This window comes from Variovorax paradoxus (assembly GCF_902712855.1).
GTDB classification, from domain to species: Bacteria; Pseudomonadota; Gammaproteobacteria; order Burkholderiales; family Burkholderiaceae_C; genus Variovorax; species Variovorax paradoxus_Q.
The window spans coordinates 3,917,187-3,933,565 of the sequence record NZ_LR743507.1 but is presented as its reverse complement, the minus strand read 5'-3'; the positions used below and the strand labels follow the sequence as shown (position 1 = coordinate 3,933,565).

Below are 16,379 nucleotides of genomic sequence, written 5' to 3'. Positions count from 1 at the left end.
ATGATCGTTCCGCAGTTCTGGGCCGAAGGCCGCATCCAGGAGCGCGTGGCCGGCAAGCAGGTCACCGTGCGCCGCTACGGCTGGTCCGACGACAGCCCGCTCGCCGCCCAGGCCCATGCCGACCAGCGCACCCGCGAGGCCTTCGACCGCATCGTGCAGGGCGAGCAGCTCGAACGCCGCGAGCGCAAGCTGGCCTACAACGGCGCCAATGGCGTTCCCATTCGCGAGGAGATCGTCGAGCGCCAGGGCGACACCGTCATCACCCGCAACGGCTACGGGGCGCGCTGCCTCAACACGCCCGACGTGCTGTTCGTCGACATCGACTTCGAGGAGCCGCTGCGTGGCAGCGTGTTTGCCTTTGCGCTGGTGCCGGCGCTCATCGCCGGCGTGGTCGGCGGCTGGGCCGCGAAGACCTGGCTGGGCGGACTGATCGCGTTCTTCGTGGTGTTCGCCGTGGCCTGGGTCATCGGCCAACGCAAGAAGCGCGGCCAGCCCAGCGGCAATCCGGCGCCGGAGAAGCTCGCGGCCGAGCGCATCGGCCGCTTCATGCACCAGCACCCCGACTGGCACCTGCGCATCTACCGCACGCCGGCAGGCTTTCGCGTGTTGGCGATGCACGACGTCTTCAGCCCTTCCGACACGGCCGTGGCCGACTGCTTCCAGGCCATGGGCGTGGACAAGGTCTATGCGCGCATGTGCCGCAACCAGAACTGCTTCCGGGCGCGCGTGAGCGCCAAGCCGTGGCGCGTGGGCATCGGCGAGCACATGCGCCCGCAGCCCGGCGTGTGGCCCGTATCGCCCGACAAGCTGCCCGTGCGCGATGCATGGGTGGCGCGCTACGAGAAGGCGGCCGAAGGCCATGCCGCCTGCCAGTACCTGGAAAGCGTAGGCAACAGCGAGCGGGTGCATCCGAATGCGCGCGCGGTGCAGGAACTGCACGACGAGCGCACCCGTGCGCTGAGCGGCCTGCCGCTGGCCTGAGGCGCCGGGCTCGAGGGCGCGAAGGCCGGTCCCGCAGGTGGGGATAATCCGGCCATGTCTTCTCCAAAAGTGATCTTCGGCTTCCATGCCGTGGGCGTGCGCATCAAGACCGCGCCGAAATCGGTGCTCGAAGTGATGTTCGACGCCAGCCGGCGCGATGCGCGCATGAAACAGTTCATCGCGCGGGCGCAGGAAGCCGGCGTGCGGCTGGTCGAGGCCGACGGCCTGCGGCTGTCCAAGCTCAGCGGCAGCCATGGCCACCAGGGCGTGGTGGCGCGGGTCGAACCCGTGGCGCAGGTGCGCTCGCTCGACGAACTCCTCGAAGGTCTCGAGGAAGCCGGCACCGTGCCCTTGCTGCTGGTGCTCGACGGCGTGACCGACCCGCACAACCTCGGCGCCTGCCTGCGCGTGGCCGATGGTGCCGGCGCGCACGCGGTCATCGCGCCGAAGGACCACGCAGCCGGCATCAACGCCACCGTGGCCAAGGTGGCCAGCGGCGCGGCCGAGACGGTGCCGTACTTCATGGTCACCAACCTCGCGCGCACGCTCAACGAACTCAAGGAACGCAACATCTGGTGCGTGGGCACGAGCGACGACGCGCCGGGCACGATCTACCAGAGTGATTTCAAGCGCCCGCTGGCGCTGGTGCTGGGCGCCGAGGGCGAAGGCATGCGGCAGCTCACGCGCAAGACCTGCGACGAGCTGGTGAGCATTCCGATGGCCGGCGCGGTCGAAAGCCTGAACGTCTCGGTGGCCAGCGGCGTGTGCCTCTACGAGGCGATGCGCCAGCGCAGCGCCTGAGCGCTGCAGCCTCCTTCAGTCCCGATGCGGGGGCAGGGCGGTGCCCTTGCGGTGGAAATAGACGAGTTCCGCCATGCGCCGCATCTGCGGCGTTCCCAGCAGGTGGTTGAACATCCAGTCGCTCTGGAAATGGTCGAAGGCCCAGCGCAACGTGCGCTTGAGCCGGAAGCCCGGGTAGCTGCGCACGAGCCAACCGGCGGGGTCGTCGGCCTCGCGGCGCACGAAGCGCGCCACGGCCTCGCCCGCACGCTGGCCATGCAGCAACGCGGTGTGGATGCCGCCCGCCGTCACCGGCGACACCATGCCCGCCGCGTCGCCCACCAGCAAGGCGCGTTCGCGTGACACCCGCGGAAGCACGCCGCCACACGGGATCATCCCGGCACGCACTGCCACCGGCGGTGCATCGCCGGGTGTGACCACCGATGAGATCTTGCGCAGCAGCGGGCCGAGCTTCAGCGCACCCTGGTCGTCGTTGCGCTTCATGCGGCGAGCCAGCCCGATCTGGCTCACCCCGACGCCTTCGAGCGCCCAGCCGATGTAGCCCGGTGCCAGCTGGCGGTCGACGAAGCAATGCAGCAGGTCGGGCGCCATGCGCGCACCCTTGTATTCATGTTCGACGCCGTAGAGGAAGCGCGTGTTGCGCGACAGGCCCAGCGCCTTCGCCACGCGCGAATGCGGCCCGTCCGCGCCCACGAGGTAAGTTGCCGAGATGCATGGCCCCTGCATCACCGGGACCTCCCAGCGTCCATTGATCCAGAGCGCCTGCTCGAACAGCGTGCCCAGCCGCACGTCGACGCCGCAGGCGCGTGCGGCGTCCACCATCCACTCGAGCAGCGATGGCGCGTCGGTGGCCCAGAACCAGTAGCCCGGCGCGTGCAGGTCGACGTGGCGCATGCTGGGGGCGTACAGCCGCACGCCTTCGATGCGGCGCACCAGCGCGGGGGGCACCTCGGCGAGCCAGGGCACGGTGTCGACCGCGTCCTTGACGATGATCCCGGTCGTGTGGAGCTTGTCGCCGGCGCTGGCCTTCTTCTCGAGCACCATCACGCTGAGGCCCGCAAGCGCGGCGGCTCGCGCGCAGGCCAAGCCTGCAAAGCTCGCGCCCACGACGAGCAGGTCGACCTTGAGGCTGCCCGTGCTGTTGCCGGCGCCGGGCGTGGGTGCAGGCGCAGCCGAGGAGGCCGCCGGGACGAGTGGGGAAAAGAGGCTGGAAGAGTTGTGCATGAGGCCGCTGACTTGAGCAATGCGCACCGCGTGTTGCGGTGCGCATGCAAAGTTAGCGGCGCTCTGTGCGCGCGGCGTGAAGCCTGCGTGAACTCAGGAAGGATCCTTGCCACGCGTGCGGCCGACCGCACTGAAGATGCCGATGCCCAGCAGGATCATGGCGCCGATGCCGATGTAGAGCGTGGGCACGCCGGCCACCGAGGCGCCCCAGATGAGGCCGCCCAGGAAAATCAAGAAACCGATCATGTAAAGCGCGAAAGACATCGTCGTTCCTCCGGAAGCTGAGATGCCTCGCAGTATCCCGGCCGGTGCCGGCCGTCGAACCGGCGCGTGCCGCCTGTGCATGTGGGAACCTGCCTACCCTCGGTGCACCGTCATTCGGGATTGGCCACCAGCAGGTAGCGGCAGCCTGCGCGTCCCAGCGCCTTGAACACGAGCGGTCGGTCGACGGCGAAGTCGAGGCAATCGCCTGGCGCAAGTTCGAAGCGTTCGTCGCCGTAGTCGACCCGCAGCGCGCCCTCGAGCATCCACAGGCACTGCCGGTATGGCTTGCCGCTCCATCGCGGATAGCCGACTTGCGCGGAGCGCGGCAGCTCGACCTCGACCAGCTCCACGCCGCTGCCCGACTGGCGCTCGGCGACCTGGCGGCGGAGGTAACCGGCCTCGGGATCGCGCCATACCTCCTGCGTTGCGCGCGGGCGCAGCCGTTGCGGCTGCACCTTGTCCTCGGTCAGCAGCTGCGCCAGCGGAACGCCCAGCCCGGCGGCCAGGCGGCCCAGCAACACGGCGGTGGGGCTGCTCTGCGCGCGTTCGACCTTCGAGATCATCGCCTTGCTGACCCCGGAGCGTTCGGCCAGGTCGGCCAGGCTGAGTTGCTGCGCCTGCCGCAGGGCCAGAAGCCGGCTTGCGATGAGGGCGTCGATGTTGTCGCCGGCCGGCTCCGAGGGAGCGGAAAGAGCAGATTTGTCGTTTCTCATATGAGATTATTATTCTCCTATATTGAACGAAATTCCGATGAGGAACACCATGCGTCTGATCCCCTGCACTGAAGAAGCGCACGCTGCTGCGATCCTTGCCATCCTCAACGAAGCCATCGTCACATCGACCGCGCTGTACGACTACAAGCCGCGCACGGCCGAGAACATGGTGGCGTGGTTCGCCACCAAGCGTGCCAACGGCTTCCCGGTGATCGGTGCCGTGGACGACGCGGGCAAGCTGCTGGGCTTCGCGAGCTACGGCACCTTCCGCGCGTTCCCGGCCTACAAGTACACGGTGGAGCACTCGGTCTACGTCCACAGTGCGCACCGCGGCGAGGGCCTGGGCCGCACGCTGATGGAGGCGATCGTTGCCGAAGCGGTGGCGCGCGACGTGCACGTGATGGTCGGCGCCATCGATGCGACGAACGCCGGCAGCATCGCGCTGCACGAGCGCCTGGGCTTCGAACATTCGGGCACCGTGCGCCAGGCCGGCTTCAAGTTCGGGCGCTGGCTCGACGTGGCCTTCTACCAGCGCGTTCTCTCGACGCCGCTGAACCCCGTCGACGGCTGAGGGCGCTCAGGCCAGCAGGTAGAAGCGCATCACCACCTCGGCGGGGTGGCGCATGCCGGCGCCGACGAACATGCGCTCGTTGATCCACTTCAGCGACGGCGATGCCGTCTCGAAGCGCGGGCTGCACCGGAAGTAGACCTGGGACGGGTCCACCGGCTCGCCGCGCAGCAGGCGGCCCATGACCTCGGGTGACGCGGAGCGCACCGCATGGTTCTGCACGTAGATCAGGTCGCCTGCATCGGTCTCGAGCCCGTAGCGCGCATCGAGTTCGCTCAGCGTGTCGCTTGCGATCAGCTGGAAGTCGCTGCCGCCTGGCAGCACGCGTGCGCGCCAGCCGTGGCCGTGTGCCTCGCCACCCGTGATCGGCACCACGCGGCGCGTCCCGCGCGCGCTCGTGCCGAGCACCTGCGGCATGCCCACCTCCACGCGCAGGTCGGCGAAGTGCTCGAGCGTGGGTGCGGCGATGGCATCGAAGACGTTCATCGCGCGGCTTCGTGCGTCAGGCGGCGGCGTTCTCGGCGCTGGCGCGATCGAGCATCTCGATGGTGCCGGTGTCGAGCTTCAGCTGCGTCGCGACCACGAGTTCCTCGAGCTGTGCGATCGAAGTGGCGCTGGCAATGGGTGCCGTCACGCCCGGGCGCGCGATCTGCCATGCAATGGCGACCTGGCCCGGCTTCGCGTTGTACTGCTGGGCCACCTTGTCGAGTGCGTCGAGGATGCGCAGGCCGCGTTCGTTGAGGTACTTCTTCGTGGTGTTGGCGCCGCGCGCGCTCTTGGACGCATCGGCCTCGGTGCGGTACTTGCCGGTGAGGAAGCCGGCGGCCAGCGCGTAGAAGTTGATCACGCCCACCTCGCGCTTCACGCACAGCGGCTCCAGCGCGTCCTCGAACACCGCGCGGTCGTACAGGTTGTACAGCGGCTGAAGGCTTTCGTAGCGCGCGATGCCGAGCCGCTCCGACACGTCCAGCGCTTCCTCGAGCCGCGGCGCGGTGTAGTTCGACGCCCCAATGGCGCGCACCTTGCCTTCCTTGACCAGTTTGTCGAACGCGCCCAGCGATTCCTCCAGCGGCGTGCCGGCGTCGTCGTCGTGCGACTGGTACAGGTCGATGTAGTCCGTCTGCAGGCGCTTGAGCGAAGCCTCGACGGCTTCGCGGATGTACTTGGGCGACAGCCCCACCTTGCCTTCGCCCATCGGCTTGCCGACCTTGGTGGCGAGCACCACGCGGTTGCGCTTGCCGCTCTGCTTGAGCCACTTGCCGATGATGGTCTCCGACTCGCCGCCGGGGTGGCCCGGCACCCAGCTCGAGTACACGTCGGCGGTGTCGACGAAGTTGAAGCCTGCGTCGAGCCATGCGTCGAGCAGCTTGAACGACGCCGCCTCGTCGACGGTCCAGCCGAACACGTTGCCGCCGAAGGCGAGCGGGGAGACGAGGAGGCCGGAGCGGCCGAGCGGGCGAAGTTGCGACATGTCGATGTGTTCCCTGAAGGTGGAGAAAAAGGAAGGACGTTGAACGAGAGGTTAGACGAAGCCCGTGGCGCCCAGCAATGCGCCGGCGCCGAGCAGCCAGAGCAGGTGGATGCGCGTGCGCCAGACGATCAGCGCGGCCACGCCGCTCAGCAGCCACAGGTGCCATGCGGGCGCGTTGCCGGCCTGGTTGCCGGCGGCCAGCACCCATCCGGTGGCGATCAGCAGGCCCACCACCACGGGGGCCATCCCTTGCTTGAAGGCCCGCACGCCACGCCGCGTGCGGTTGCGGTGGCCCCAGCGCGTGGCGAAGTAGGTGAGGGTCGTGCTCGGCAGCATGATGCCGACCATCGTGACCAGCAGTCCGAAGAAGCCGAGCATCCAGGCCGCGGGGCCGGCACCGATGCCGCCGCCCGCGTTGAGCCCGACGTTCCAGCCCATCAGCGCCACGAACAGCACGTTGGGGCCCGGCGCGGCCTGCGCGACGGCCACCGAGGAACTGAACTGCGCATCGGTGAGCCAGCCGTGCTGCGTCACCAGGTAGCGGTGCATGTCGGGCACCGTGGTGATGGCACCGCTGATCGACAGCAGGGACAGCAGCATGTACTGCCCCAGCAGGGCCAGCCAGTCGTGCCATTGCATCGCGATGGTCATGCGGGAATCCTCGTCCAGGTCCACACGCAGGCCACGCCGCCCACCACCAGCAGCACCCAGCCCAGCGGGACCTTGAACACCGCGATGGCCAGGAACACCAGCGCCATGAAGGCCAGGCAGGTGGCGAAGCCCAGCGGGTGCTTGCGCAGTTGCGGCACCAGCTTGATGCCCGTGGCGGCGATGAGCCCGCCCGACACCGCGCCCATGCCGCGCAGCGCGGCTGCCACCTGCGGGTTGCCCGCGTAGTGCGCGTAGAGCACGGCCAGCGCAAGGATCACGAACAGCGGCACCGTGAGCATGCCTGCCACTGCGGCCACCGCGCCGCGAAGGCCGAAGTAGCGGTCGCCGATCATCAGCGCGAGGTTGATCACGTTGGGGCCGGGCATGACCTGGGCGACGGCCCAGTCCTCGAGGAACTGCTCGGGCGTCAGCCATTTCTTCTTCTCGACCATGTCGCGCTGGACGATGGCGAGGACCCCGCCGAAGCCCTGCAGCGCCAGGAAGGTGAACGAGACGAACAGGTCGCGCGGGGACTTCGGATGGGCGATCTCGGGCGTGGCGGATGGCGCCGCCGCGCCGGTGGCGGGGGGAGACGGGTGCATGTGGTGCGATTATCGTAGCCATGCCTTCAACATGCCGGGCACCGCACTGACAAGCCGCCGCCCGGCGCCACGGGGAAACTCCAGCATGCTCCTGCAACTGCGCGCACTCTTCGATCTCTGCCGGCGGGCCTTCAATTCCTGGTCGAACGACTACGCACCGAGCATGGGGGCCGCGCTGGCTTACTACACCGTGTTCTCGATCGCGCCGCTCCTGCTCATCGTGATCGCGGTGGCCGGCCTGGTGTTCGGTCAGGAGGCCGCGCGGGGCGAGATCTTCGCGCAACTCTCGGGGCTCATGGGCGCCCAGGGCGCGGCCGCGGTGCAGGGCATGCTGCAGGCCGTCAACAAGCCCGCCGAAGGCATCGTGGCCACGGTGGTCGGCATCGGACTGCTGGTGGTGGGCGCCACCACCGTGTTCGGCGAACTGCAGGACGCGCTCGACCGCATCTGGCGCGCACCGGCCCGCATCAAGAACAAGGGCCTGTTCAACATGCTGCGGGTGCGGCTGCTGTCGTTCAGCATGATCATGGGCATCGGCTTCCTGCTCATGGTCTCTCTGGTGGCGAGTGCGGCGCTGGCCGCCCTGGGCAAGTGGTGGTCGCCGATGTTCGGTGCCTGGGAGACCACGGCGCAGGTGGTCAACTTCGTCTTCAGCTTCGCGATGGTCACGGTGATCTTCGCGATGATCTACAAGATCATGCCGCGCGCCAAGGTGCAGTGGCGCGACGTGTGGGTGGGCGCCGCGGTGACGGCGCTGCTTTTCACCGTGGGCAAGCACCTCATCGGGCTGTACATCGGCAAGAGCAGCGTGGCCTCGGGCTACGGCGCGGCGGGCTCGCTGGTGGTGGTGCTGGTGTGGGTGTACTACTCGGCGCAGATCTTCCTGCTGGGCGCCGAGTTCACCTGGGTCTACGCGCGGACCTACGGCTCGATGAAGAATGCCAAGGGCATCGCCGACCTGAACCCGTCGCCAACGCGCGACGTGCCGCTGCCGCACGACGACAGCTGAGCACGGAAGGGCCGCTCAGCCTGTGAAGCCGCCTTCGTCGAGGTATTTCTGCTCCTCGGCGGTCGATTCGCGCCCCAGCATCCTGTTGCGGTGCGGAAAGCGGCCGAAGCGCGCCACCAGGTCGCGGTGCATTACGGCAAAGCGCTGCGTGTTGGCGTCCACCGCCGCACAGAGCGCCACCGAGCGTTCCTGCTCCGCCAGCACTTCCGAGTGCATGAAAGGCATGTAGAAGAAGGGGCGCAGCACCGCCTCGATGTGCCGGTCGAAGCCCGCATCGATGGCTTTCTTCGCCACCGCGATCGCCTTGCCGTCGGAGGCCAGCATGTGTGGGTTGTTGCGCCAGGCGTTGCGCGGGAACTGGTCGAGCAGCACCAGCAGCGCGAGCGCGCCTTCGGCGTCGACCATCCAGTGGTCGAGTTCGCCGCGTGCGGCGGCATGGTGGGCATCGGTGAAGCGGGCGGTGAATTCGGCGTCGAAGGCGTCGTTCTTGGCGAACCAGCGCGCGTACCCCGCATCGCGCCAGAAATCGGCCACTTCGCGGGCCGAGGGAAGTGCTTGGGATGTCATCGGCACATTCTCTTCCAGCGCGCGTGAAGCACGCGTTTCTACCGAGGTACGCGGTGCGAAGTCGGGGCGATGGCCGACAAGACAACTCTCCCTGCGCTGCCTATGCTGTGGACGCTTTCACAACTCAGGAGATCGAACTCATGACCAAATATGGCACCTTTTTGCGCGCAGCCCTCGTCACCGGGGTGGCAAGTGCCGCGCTGGTCGGTTGCGGAATGATGTCGAAGTCGAATGTCGCGACCTTCAGCGGCGCGATGAACGCGGCCAGCGAAGTCCCGCCCAACATGACGCGCGGCAGCGGCATGGCGGAGGCCTGGTTGAACCGCGACACCAACGTGCTCAAGTACAAGATCACCTACAGCGGGCTCAGCGGCCCGGCCACCATGGCCCACTTCCACGGCCCAGCAGCCGCGGGCGCCAATGCCGGCGTGGTGCTGCCCTTCGCCAACCCCGCGAGCCCGATCGAAGGCCAGGCGACGCTCACGCCGGCGCAGGCCGCCGATCTCTCCGCAGGCAAGTGGTACGCCAACGTGCACACCGCCGCCAACCCCGGCGGCGAGATCCGCGGGCAGATGCTGCCGAAGATGTGATGTGTGCCTCGGGGCTTCGGCCGCACATGATCCTGCGCGGGTGAAAGCCCTGGTCAGGTTTGTGTCGCAGGGCTGGTGTCAAATGACCGCATGACGACGACATCGCCCAAGAAGAAGACCCAACCGGCACGCGCCACCCGAACCGCCCGCTCACCTTCCGCAGCCCCGTCCCGGCAACAGCCCCTGAATCCCTTCGCCTCGCGCCGCGAGGACATGCGCAACGCGCGCAAGGCGCTGGTGCTCCAGGGCGGTGGCGCACTCGGCGCCTACCAGGCCGGCGTGTATGCCGCGCTCAGCGAGACCGAGCTGCAGCCGCACTGGATCGCCGGCGTTTCCATCGGCGCCATCAATGCGGCGCTGATCGCGGGCAACGCGCCCGAGCACCGGGTCGACCGGCTGCGCGAGTTCTGGCACCTCGTGTCTTCCGGTCCTTCGCAGCGCCTGCCTGCATGGTTCGGCGACCGCGCCACGCAGAACCAGTACAGCGCGACGATGGCTTCGCTGGTGGGCATTCCCGGCTTCTTCGAGCCGCGCTATTCGCCGGCCTTCCTGATGGGTGGCGCCGCGCCGCTGCTGAGCTACTACGACACCTCGCCGCTGAAGGCCACGCTCGAGCGGCTGGTGGACTTCGATCGCATCAATGCCTGCGAGGCGCGCTTCAGCGTGGGTGCGGTCAACGTGCGCACCGGCAATTCGGTGTACTTCGACAACACGCGCCAGCGCATCGGGCCCGAGCACATCATGGCCAGCGGCGCGCTGCCGCCGGGCTTTGCGCCCATCAGCATCGATGGCGACGACTACTGGGACGGCGGCATCGTGTCGAACACGCCGCTGCAGTACGTGCTCGACACGCACCCGCGCTCCGAGCCGCTGGTGGTGCTGCAGGTCGACCTGTTCAATGCGCGCGGGGAAATGCCGCAGACCCTCGCGGGCGTGATGGAGCGGCAAAAGGACATCACCTACTCGAGCCGCACCCGCATGAACACCGACGCGATGGCCGCCAACATGAACCTGCAGCAGGCCATTGCCGACCTCATCACCAAGCTGCCGGCCAGCCTGCGCAACGACCCGAGCGTGCTCGCGGTTCAGTCGCAGCTCACGCACGAGCCGATCGACATCTTCCACCTGATCTACCGCGACAAGCCCTACGAGCTCGAGTCGAAGGACTACGAGTTCTCGCGCGCCGCCGTCGAAGAGCACTGGGAGGCGGGCGCGCGCGACATGCGCGTGACGCTGGCCCACCCCGAGACGCTGCGCGCCGATGCCACCGTCAATGGCGTGACCACCTTCGACCTGGGCGAGCACGGTTCGGGGCGCGTCAAGCGGCCGGGCCTGTCGGCCTGAGTCGGGATTCAGCTTCGACTAAGAAACCGGCGCCAGACTGGATCGTCACTTCAACAGGAGGAAATGCTGTGACCATCGAAGATGTGCGACGAACGGCGTTCGCGATGCCGCTGACCAGCCCGGCCTTTCCGCCGGGCCCGTACCGGTTCACGCGGCGCGAGTTCCTCGTCGTCACCTACCGCACCGACATGGACGCGCTGCGCGCCGTGGTGCCCGAGCCGCTCGAGGTGGTCGAGCCGCTCGTGAAGTACGAGTTCATCCGCATGCCCGACTCCACCGGCTTCGGCGACTACACCGAGTCGGGCCAGGTCATTCCGGTGCAGCTGCGCACCGCCAAGGGCGTGGAGAAGGGCGCGTACGTTCACGCGATGTACCTCAACGACCACCCGCCCATTGCCGGCGGCCGCGAGCTCTGGGGCTTTCCGAAGAAGCTCGCCTCGCCGGTGTTCGACTACGAGACCGACGTGGTGGTCGGCACGCTCGACTACGGCAAGGTGCGCGTGGCCAAGGCCACGATGGGTTTCAAGCATCGCGCCCTCGAACCCGGGCCCATCCTTGCGGGCATCGCGCAGCCCAACTTTTTGCTGAAGATCATTCCGCACGTCGACGGCACGGCGCGCATCTGCGAACTGGTGCGCTATCACATGGTCGACGTCACGCTGCACGGCGCCTGGAGCGGGCCGGCCTCGCTCGAGCTGCATCCGCATGCGCTGGCGCCGGTGGCCGACCTGCCGGTGCTGAAGGTCGAATCGGCGGTGCACTACATCGCCGACATGACGCTGGCGCTGGGCACGGTCGAACACGACTACCTGCAATGAGTACGCCCCCAGGCTGCGCGCACTTCGTGTCGCTTCGCCTTCCCCCTCGCCGGGGGCGACACCTGCGGCCCGGCGAAGCCGGTTCCGCGGTGTCCTTGACTCGCCCCCCAGGCTTCGCGCACTTCGTGTCGCTTCTCCTTTCCCCCTCGCCGGGGGCGACACCTGCGGCCCGGCGAAGCCGGTTCCGCGGTGTCCTTGACTCGCCCCCAGGCTTCGCGCACTTCGTGTCGCTTCTCCTTCCCCCTCGCCGGGGGCGACACCTGCGGCCCGGCGAAGCCGGTTCCGTGGTGTCTCACGATTGGAATCGGCGCAGGAATCAATCCGTCTTTCTCCTCAACCCTCAAGGAACATCACCATGCAACTCAAGGACAAGGTCGCCTACATCACCGGCTCGGCCAGCGGCATCGGCAAGGAAATCGCGATCCTGTTTGCGCAGGAAGGCGCGAAGATCGTCATTGCCGACCTCAACAAGGAAGCCGCCGACGCGACCGCGGCCGAGCTGAAGGCCACGGGCGCGCAGGCGATCGGCGTCGCGGTCGACGTGACGAACGAAGACCAGGTGAATGCGTCGGTGGAAGAGGGCGCGAAGGCCTTTGGCGGCATCGACATCCTCATCAGCAACGCCGGCATCCAGATCGTGCATCCGGTCGAGGAGTTCAGCTTCGCCGACTGGAAGAAGATGCTCGCCATCCACCTCGACGGCGCCTTCCTCACGACCAAGGCCTGCCTGAAGCACATGTACGCGCAGGGCCGCGGCGGCAGCGTGATCTACATGGGCTCGGTGCATTCGAAGGAAGCGTCGCTGCTGAAGGCGCCCTACGTGACGGCCAAGCACGGGCTCATCGGGCTGGCCAAGACCGTGGCCAAGGAAGGCGCCAAGCACGGCGTGCGTGCCAACGTGATCTGCCCGGGTTTCGTGCGCACGCCGCTGGTCGAGAAGCAGATTCCGGAACAGGCGAAGACCCTGGGCATCAGCGAGCAGGAAGTCGTCAAGAACGTGATGCTCAAGGAAACGGTCGATGGCGAGTTCACGACCACGGAAGACGTGGCGCGCGTGGCGCTGCTGTTCGCGGGCTTTCCGACGAATGCGCTCACCGGCCAGTCGCTGGTGGTGAGCCATGGCTGGTTCATGCAGTGAGCTTTTCTCCCTCCCACTCTGGGGGAGGGCAGGTGTGGGGGCGCTGCGGCGTTCGTTCGAGCGCGGCGCCTGATCGGCGCGCCGTCCCCGTCCCGACCTTCCTTCAAATGAGGAAGGCGCGGAGCTACAGCTTCAGCTCCCAGGTCTCGCCCACCAGCTCGGTGCCGTAGCCCTCGTGCGGCTCCGACTGCGTCAACCTGAACCCGCGCTTCGCGTAGATCTCCCGCGCCGCCAGCAGGCAGCTGTTGGTCCACAGCAACATCTTCCTGTAGCCCTTCAGGCGCGCGAAGGCGATGCATTCGTCCACCAGCTTGCCGCCCAGGCCCAGCCCGCGCGCGCTGGGCGCGAGGATCAGCATGCGCAGTTGCGCCACGGTGGCCGACTTGCGCACGACGAAGATCGCGCCCACCCGTTCGCCGTTGAGCTCGGCGATCCAGCAGCGCTCCCATTCGGGCTGGAACTTCAGCAGGAACTCGCTTGCGATGCCGGCCACGAGCGCTTCGAACTTGCTGTTCCAGCCGTATTCGCGCGCGTAGATCTCGCCGTGCTGCTGCACCACCCAGCCGATGTCGCCGGGCGCCGGGTCGCGCAGCACGGCGGCCTGCGGCCTGGCCGGCGTGGTTTCGGGGTCGAGGAGAGACTGCATCGTGCCCATGGCCCGCACCAGTTGCTCGCGCTGCGCCGGCGCGAGCGGGGCGAGCAGGCCGGCGGCTTCCTCGCGCGATTTCTGTTGCAACGGCGCAAATGCGGCATGGCCGGCCTCGGAGAGTCGCAGCACGCTCTGGCGCGCGTCGCGCGGATGCGGCTCGCGCGTGAGCCAGCCTTCGGTCTCGAAGCGGCGCAGGATGCGGCTCATGTAGCCCGCGTCGAGGCCGAGGTCGCGGCCGATCTCGCTGGCCACCGCCATTGCGCGGTGCGCGAGCTCGTAAAGCACGCGCACGTCGGTCAGCGACATCGGACTGCCGAGGTAGGGGTCGAGTGCGCCGATGCGTCGGGTGTAGAAGCGGTTGAACTGCCGGATCGCCTTCACGGCGGCGGCGTCGACGAAAGTGGAAGACTCTGACATGGTTGCCATTGTCATTAGATTGGTTGACTTTGGCAATTAATGGAAGTCATGGCTGGCAGCGCGGTCACAGGATGTTTGTAGCGACAGAAATGATGGAAAACCCTAAAATCGAGGGTTGCCCACAACGGCGCCGGCATGGCGCCGCTCACTCCCAACGATGAACGCCCCCGTCGACGTCTCCCTTTTCGCTCGTGCCGCCAAGCCGCTGACCAGCTACCGCAAGTACTGGGCGGCCCGCTTCGGCACGGCCAGGTTCCTGCCGACTTCGCGCAAGGAAATGGAAGCGCTCGGCTGGGACAGCTGCGACGTCATCGTGGTCACGGGCGATGCCTACGTCGACCATCCGAGTTTCGGCATGTCGGTGATCGGCCGCATGCTCGAGGCGCAGGGTTTCCGCGTCGGCATCATCGCGCAGCCCGACTGGCAGAGCGCAGAGCCGTTCAAGGCGCTGGGCAAGCCGAACCTGTTCTTCGGCGTGACCGCCGGCAACATGGATTCGATGATCAACCGCTACACCGCGGACCGCAAGATCCGCAGCGACGACGCCTACACGCCCGGCGACGTCGGCGGTTCGCGGCCCGATCGCGCGGCCATCGTGTATTCGCAGCGCTGCAGGGAAGCCTGGAACGACGTGCCGATCATCCTCGGCGGCATCGAGGGCAGCTTGCGCCGCATCGCGCATTACGACTACTGGTCGGACAAGGTGCGCCGCTCCGTGGTGGTCGATTCCAAGTGCGACCTGCTGCTGTATGGCAACGCCGAGCGCGCCATCGTCGAGATCGCGCACCGCCTGGCCGCCAAGGAGCCGGTGCAGCAGATCACCGACGTGCGCGGCACTGCCTTCGTGCGGCGCGAAACGCCCGAGGGCTGGTTCGAGATCAACTCCACCAGCGTCGACGAGCCGGGCCGTGTCGAGGCGCACGTCAATCCGTACCTGATGGTGTCCGACCAGGCCAAGGCCAACGGCGCCACCTGCGCCAAGGAAGACGAGGCTGAAGCCGTTGCCAAGGCGGCGGAAGCTGCGGGTTCCGCAGCCGGTTCCGTGGTGAACCCCGCCATCAAGCCGCTGAATTTCGTGCCCAACCCGGCGCTGGCTTCGCGCGCGCGAATCAAGGTGCCGCCGCGCGACCATTCGGTGATCCGCCTGCCGGCCTACGAACAGGTCCGCAGCGACCCGGTGCTCTACGCGCACGCCAACCGCGTGCTGCATCTCGAGACAAACCCCGGCAATGCCCGCGCGCTGGTGCAGGCGCACGGCGAGGGCGCCACGGCGCGCGACGTGTGGATCAACCCACCGCCTATTCCGCTCACCACCGCGGAGATGGACCATGTGTTCGACCTGCCGTACGCGCGCAGCCCGCACCCGCGCTACGCCGACGAGAACGGCAGCCACGACGGCGCGACCAAGATCCCCGCGTGGGAAATGATCCGCTTCAGCGTGAACATCATGCGCGGCTGCTTCGGCGGCTGCACCTTCTGCTCGATCACCGAGCACGAGGGCCGCATCATCCAGAGCCGCTCGGAAGACTCGATCATCAAGGAGGTCGAGGCGATCCGGGACTCGGTGAAGGGCTTCACCGGCACCATCTCCGACCTGGGCGGCCCCACGGCCAACATGTACCGCATCGGCTGCAAGTCGCCCGAGATCGAAGCGGCCTGCCGCAAGCCGAGCTGCGTGTACCCGGGCATCTGCCCGAACCTGAACACCAACCACGACCCGCTGATCAAGATCTACCGCCGGGCGCGTGCGCTGAAGGGCATCAAGAAGATCCTGATCGGTTCCGGCCTGCGCTACGACCTGGCCGTGCAGTCGCCCGAGTACGTGAAGGAACTGGTGCAGCACCACGTGGGCGGCTACCTGAAGATCGCCCCCGAGCACACCGAGCAGGGGCCGCTCACGAAGATGATGAAGCCCGGCATCGGCAGCTATGACAAGTTCAAGCAGATGTTCGAAAAGTACTCGGCCGAGGCGGGCAAGAAGCAGTACCTCATTCCGTACTTCATCGCCGCGCACCCGGGCACCAGCGACGAGGACATGATGAACCTCGCGATCTGGCTGAAGAAGAACGGATTCCGCGCCGACCAGGTGCAGACCTTCTATCCGAGCCCGATGGCCACGGCCACGACGATGTACCACACCAACAAGAATCCGCTGCGCAAGATCACGCGCGAGAGCGAGACGGTGGACATCGTGCGCGGCGACAAGCGCCGCCGCCTGCACAAGGCCTTCCTGCGCTACCACGACGCCAACAACTGGCCGCTGCTGCGCGAGGCCCTGAAGAGCATGGGCCGCGCCGACCTCATCGGCAACGGCAAGCACCATCTGATCCCGACCTGGCAGCCGCTGACCGACGGCGGCTACACGAGCGCGCGGCGCAAGAACTCGACCGCCGCTCCCGTTGCGGCCAAGGCGGCGCCCGTGAAGCTGGCGCCGGTGAAGCCGTCGAAGGGCCGCATGCTCACGCAGCACACCGGCCTGCCGCCGCGCGACAACGGTTCGGCACCTTCGGGACCGGGGTCGCGCAAGGCCGCCGGCCCGGTGCGCGGCAACATCCGCAAGCCGCGCTGAACG

At 67.7% G+C, this 16,379-nt stretch carries 18 protein-coding genes; 9 read left to right on the top strand and 9 right to left on the bottom strand.

Features of this window, described 5'->3' with window-relative positions:
* Entirely contained in the window at nucleotides 1-981 is a 981-nt protein-coding gene (locus AACL56_RS18285; protein ID WP_339091233.1) for a hypothetical protein, read from the top strand.
* 54 nt (nucleotides 982-1,035) lie between these two features.
* Complete coding sequence (gene rlmB, locus AACL56_RS18280) at nucleotides 1,036-1,782, top strand: 23S rRNA (guanosine(2251)-2'-O)-methyltransferase RlmB (protein ID WP_339091232.1); 747 nt, start codon at nucleotides 1,036-1,038, stop codon at nucleotides 1,780-1,782.
* A gap of 15 nt (nucleotides 1,783-1,797) precedes the next feature.
* Here rlmB and AACL56_RS18275 read toward each other — a convergent pair whose 3' ends face one another.
* The 3 genes from AACL56_RS18275 to AACL56_RS18265 form a co-directional block, all read right to left on the bottom strand.
* On the bottom strand, nucleotides 1,798-3,006 hold the full coding sequence (locus AACL56_RS18275) for an NAD(P)/FAD-dependent oxidoreductase (RefSeq protein WP_339091231.1): 1,209 nt from the start codon (nucleotides 3,004-3,006) through the stop codon (nucleotides 1,798-1,800).
* A 93-nt stretch (nucleotides 3,007-3,099) separates the two neighbouring features.
* A complete protein-coding gene (locus AACL56_RS18270) occupies nucleotides 3,100-3,270 on the bottom strand; it encodes a hypothetical protein (protein WP_339091230.1) in 171 nt (56 codons plus the stop codon).
* 110 nt (nucleotides 3,271-3,380) lie between these two features.
* Nucleotides 3,381-3,983, bottom strand: coding sequence for a helix-turn-helix domain-containing protein (locus tag AACL56_RS18265; RefSeq protein ID WP_339091229.1), 603 nt, complete (start codon nucleotides 3,981-3,983; stop codon nucleotides 3,381-3,383).
* Between the two features lie 49 nt (nucleotides 3,984-4,032).
* On the opposite strand from AACL56_RS18265, the gene AACL56_RS18260 reads away from it, so the two are divergent.
* Entirely contained in the window at nucleotides 4,033-4,554 is a 522-nt protein-coding gene (locus tag AACL56_RS18260; RefSeq protein WP_339091228.1) for a GNAT family N-acetyltransferase, read from the top strand.
* Between the two features lie 6 nt (nucleotides 4,555-4,560).
* On the opposite strand, the gene AACL56_RS18255 is transcribed toward AACL56_RS18260, so the two are convergent.
* From AACL56_RS18255 to AACL56_RS18240, 4 genes are read right to left on the bottom strand one after another with little or no spacing between them, the layout of a single operon-like run.
* A complete protein-coding gene (locus tag AACL56_RS18255; RefSeq protein ID WP_339091227.1) occupies nucleotides 4,561-5,037 on the bottom strand; it encodes a DUF3237 domain-containing protein in 477 nt (158 codons plus the stop codon).
* 16 nt (nucleotides 5,038-5,053) lie between these two features.
* A complete protein-coding gene (locus AACL56_RS18250) occupies nucleotides 5,054-6,022 on the bottom strand; it encodes an aldo/keto reductase (protein WP_339091226.1) in 969 nt (322 codons plus the stop codon).
* A gap of 51 nt (nucleotides 6,023-6,073) precedes the next feature.
* Nucleotides 6,074-6,673, bottom strand: a complete 600-nt coding sequence (locus tag AACL56_RS18245; RefSeq protein WP_339091225.1) for a chromate transporter — start codon at nucleotides 6,671-6,673, stop codon at nucleotides 6,074-6,076.
* Entirely contained in the window at nucleotides 6,670-7,275 is a 606-nt protein-coding gene (locus AACL56_RS18240; RefSeq protein ID WP_339091224.1) for a chromate transporter, read from the bottom strand. Before AACL56_RS18240 ends, AACL56_RS18245 begins: the two co-directional genes overlap by 4 nt.
* An 85-nt stretch (nucleotides 7,276-7,360) precedes the next feature.
* Between AACL56_RS18240 and AACL56_RS18235 the strand changes: the two genes are divergently transcribed.
* On the top strand, nucleotides 7,361-8,284 hold the full coding sequence (locus AACL56_RS18235) for a YihY/virulence factor BrkB family protein (protein WP_339091223.1): 924 nt from the start codon (nucleotides 7,361-7,363) through the stop codon (nucleotides 8,282-8,284).
* A gap of 15 nt (nucleotides 8,285-8,299) precedes the next feature.
* On the opposite strand, the gene AACL56_RS18230 is transcribed toward AACL56_RS18235, so the two are convergent.
* The gene (locus tag AACL56_RS18230; protein ID WP_339091222.1) at nucleotides 8,300-8,851 is read right to left on the bottom strand and encodes a DUF924 family protein; all 552 of its coding nucleotides are present in this window, start codon (nucleotides 8,849-8,851) and stop codon (nucleotides 8,300-8,302) included.
* 140 nt (nucleotides 8,852-8,991) lie between these two features.
* On the opposite strand from AACL56_RS18230, the gene AACL56_RS18225 reads away from it, so the two are divergent.
* The 4 genes from AACL56_RS18225 (at nucleotide 8,992) to AACL56_RS18210 (ending at nucleotide 12,741) form a co-directional block, all read left to right on the top strand.
* Complete coding sequence (locus AACL56_RS18225) at nucleotides 8,992-9,441, top strand: CHRD domain-containing protein (protein ID WP_339091221.1); 450 nt, start codon at nucleotides 8,992-8,994, stop codon at nucleotides 9,439-9,441.
* 90 nt (nucleotides 9,442-9,531) lie between these two features.
* A complete protein-coding gene (locus tag AACL56_RS18220; RefSeq protein ID WP_339091220.1) occupies nucleotides 9,532-10,785 on the top strand; it encodes a patatin-like phospholipase family protein in 1,254 nt (417 codons plus the stop codon).
* Nucleotides 10,786-10,853: 68 nt separating this feature from the next.
* Entirely contained in the window at nucleotides 10,854-11,603 is a 750-nt protein-coding gene (locus AACL56_RS18215) for an acetoacetate decarboxylase (RefSeq protein ID WP_339091219.1), read from the top strand.
* A gap of 355 nt (nucleotides 11,604-11,958) precedes the next feature.
* On the top strand, nucleotides 11,959-12,741 hold the full coding sequence (locus tag AACL56_RS18210; protein ID WP_339091218.1) for a 3-hydroxybutyrate dehydrogenase: 783 nt from the start codon (nucleotides 11,959-11,961) through the stop codon (nucleotides 12,739-12,741).
* 124 nt (nucleotides 12,742-12,865) lie between these two features.
* On the opposite strand, the gene AACL56_RS18205 is transcribed toward AACL56_RS18210, so the two are convergent.
* The gene (locus AACL56_RS18205) at nucleotides 12,866-13,822 is read right to left on the bottom strand and encodes a bifunctional helix-turn-helix transcriptional regulator/GNAT family N-acetyltransferase (RefSeq protein ID WP_339091216.1); all 957 of its coding nucleotides are present in this window, start codon (nucleotides 13,820-13,822) and stop codon (nucleotides 12,866-12,868) included.
* 142 nt (nucleotides 13,823-13,964) lie between these two features.
* Between AACL56_RS18205 and AACL56_RS18200 the strand changes: the two genes are divergently transcribed.
* Entirely contained in the window at nucleotides 13,965-16,376 is a 2,412-nt protein-coding gene (locus tag AACL56_RS18200; RefSeq protein WP_339091215.1) for a YgiQ family radical SAM protein, read from the top strand.
* The last annotated feature ends 3 nt before the right edge of the window (nucleotides 16,377-16,379 follow it).

Coding starts and splice junctions, on each gene's coding strand:
- AACL56_RS18285 (WP_339091233.1), top strand. CDS start 1: ATGATCGTTCCGCAGTTCTGGGCCGAAGGCCGCATCCAGGAGCGCGTG.
- rlmB (WP_339091232.1), top strand. CDS start 1,036: ATGTCTTCTCCAAAAGTGATCTTCGGCTTCCATGCCGTGGGCGTGCGC.
- AACL56_RS18275 (WP_339091231.1), bottom strand. CDS start 3,006: ATGCACAACTCTTCCAGCCTCTTTTCCCCACTCGTCCCGGCGGCCTCC.
- AACL56_RS18270 (WP_339091230.1), bottom strand. CDS start 3,270: ATGTCTTTCGCGCTTTACATGATCGGTTTCTTGATTTTCCTGGGCGGC.
- AACL56_RS18265 (WP_339091229.1), bottom strand. CDS start 3,983: ATGAGAAACGACAAATCTGCTCTTTCCGCTCCCTCGGAGCCGGCCGGC.
- AACL56_RS18260 (WP_339091228.1), top strand. CDS start 4,033: ATGCGTCTGATCCCCTGCACTGAAGAAGCGCACGCTGCTGCGATCCTT.
- AACL56_RS18255 (WP_339091227.1), bottom strand. CDS start 5,037: ATGAACGTCTTCGATGCCATCGCCGCACCCACGCTCGAGCACTTCGCC.
- AACL56_RS18250 (WP_339091226.1), bottom strand. CDS start 6,022: ATGTCGCAACTTCGCCCGCTCGGCCGCTCCGGCCTCCTCGTCTCCCCG.
- AACL56_RS18245 (WP_339091225.1), bottom strand. CDS start 6,673: ATGACCATCGCGATGCAATGGCACGACTGGCTGGCCCTGCTGGGGCAG.
- AACL56_RS18240 (WP_339091224.1), bottom strand. CDS start 7,275: ATGCACCCGTCTCCCCCCGCCACCGGCGCGGCGGCGCCATCCGCCACG.
- AACL56_RS18235 (WP_339091223.1), top strand. CDS start 7,361: ATGCTCCTGCAACTGCGCGCACTCTTCGATCTCTGCCGGCGGGCCTTC.
- AACL56_RS18230 (WP_339091222.1), bottom strand. CDS start 8,851: ATGACATCCCAAGCACTTCCCTCGGCCCGCGAAGTGGCCGATTTCTGG.
- AACL56_RS18225 (WP_339091221.1), top strand. CDS start 8,992: ATGACCAAATATGGCACCTTTTTGCGCGCAGCCCTCGTCACCGGGGTG.
- AACL56_RS18220 (WP_339091220.1), top strand. CDS start 9,532: ATGACGACGACATCGCCCAAGAAGAAGACCCAACCGGCACGCGCCACC.
- AACL56_RS18210 (WP_339091218.1), top strand. CDS start 11,959: ATGCAACTCAAGGACAAGGTCGCCTACATCACCGGCTCGGCCAGCGGC.
- AACL56_RS18205 (WP_339091216.1), bottom strand. CDS start 13,822: ATGACAATGGCAACCATGTCAGAGTCTTCCACTTTCGTCGACGCCGCC.
- AACL56_RS18200 (WP_339091215.1), top strand. CDS start 13,965: ATGAACGCCCCCGTCGACGTCTCCCTTTTCGCTCGTGCCGCCAAGCCG.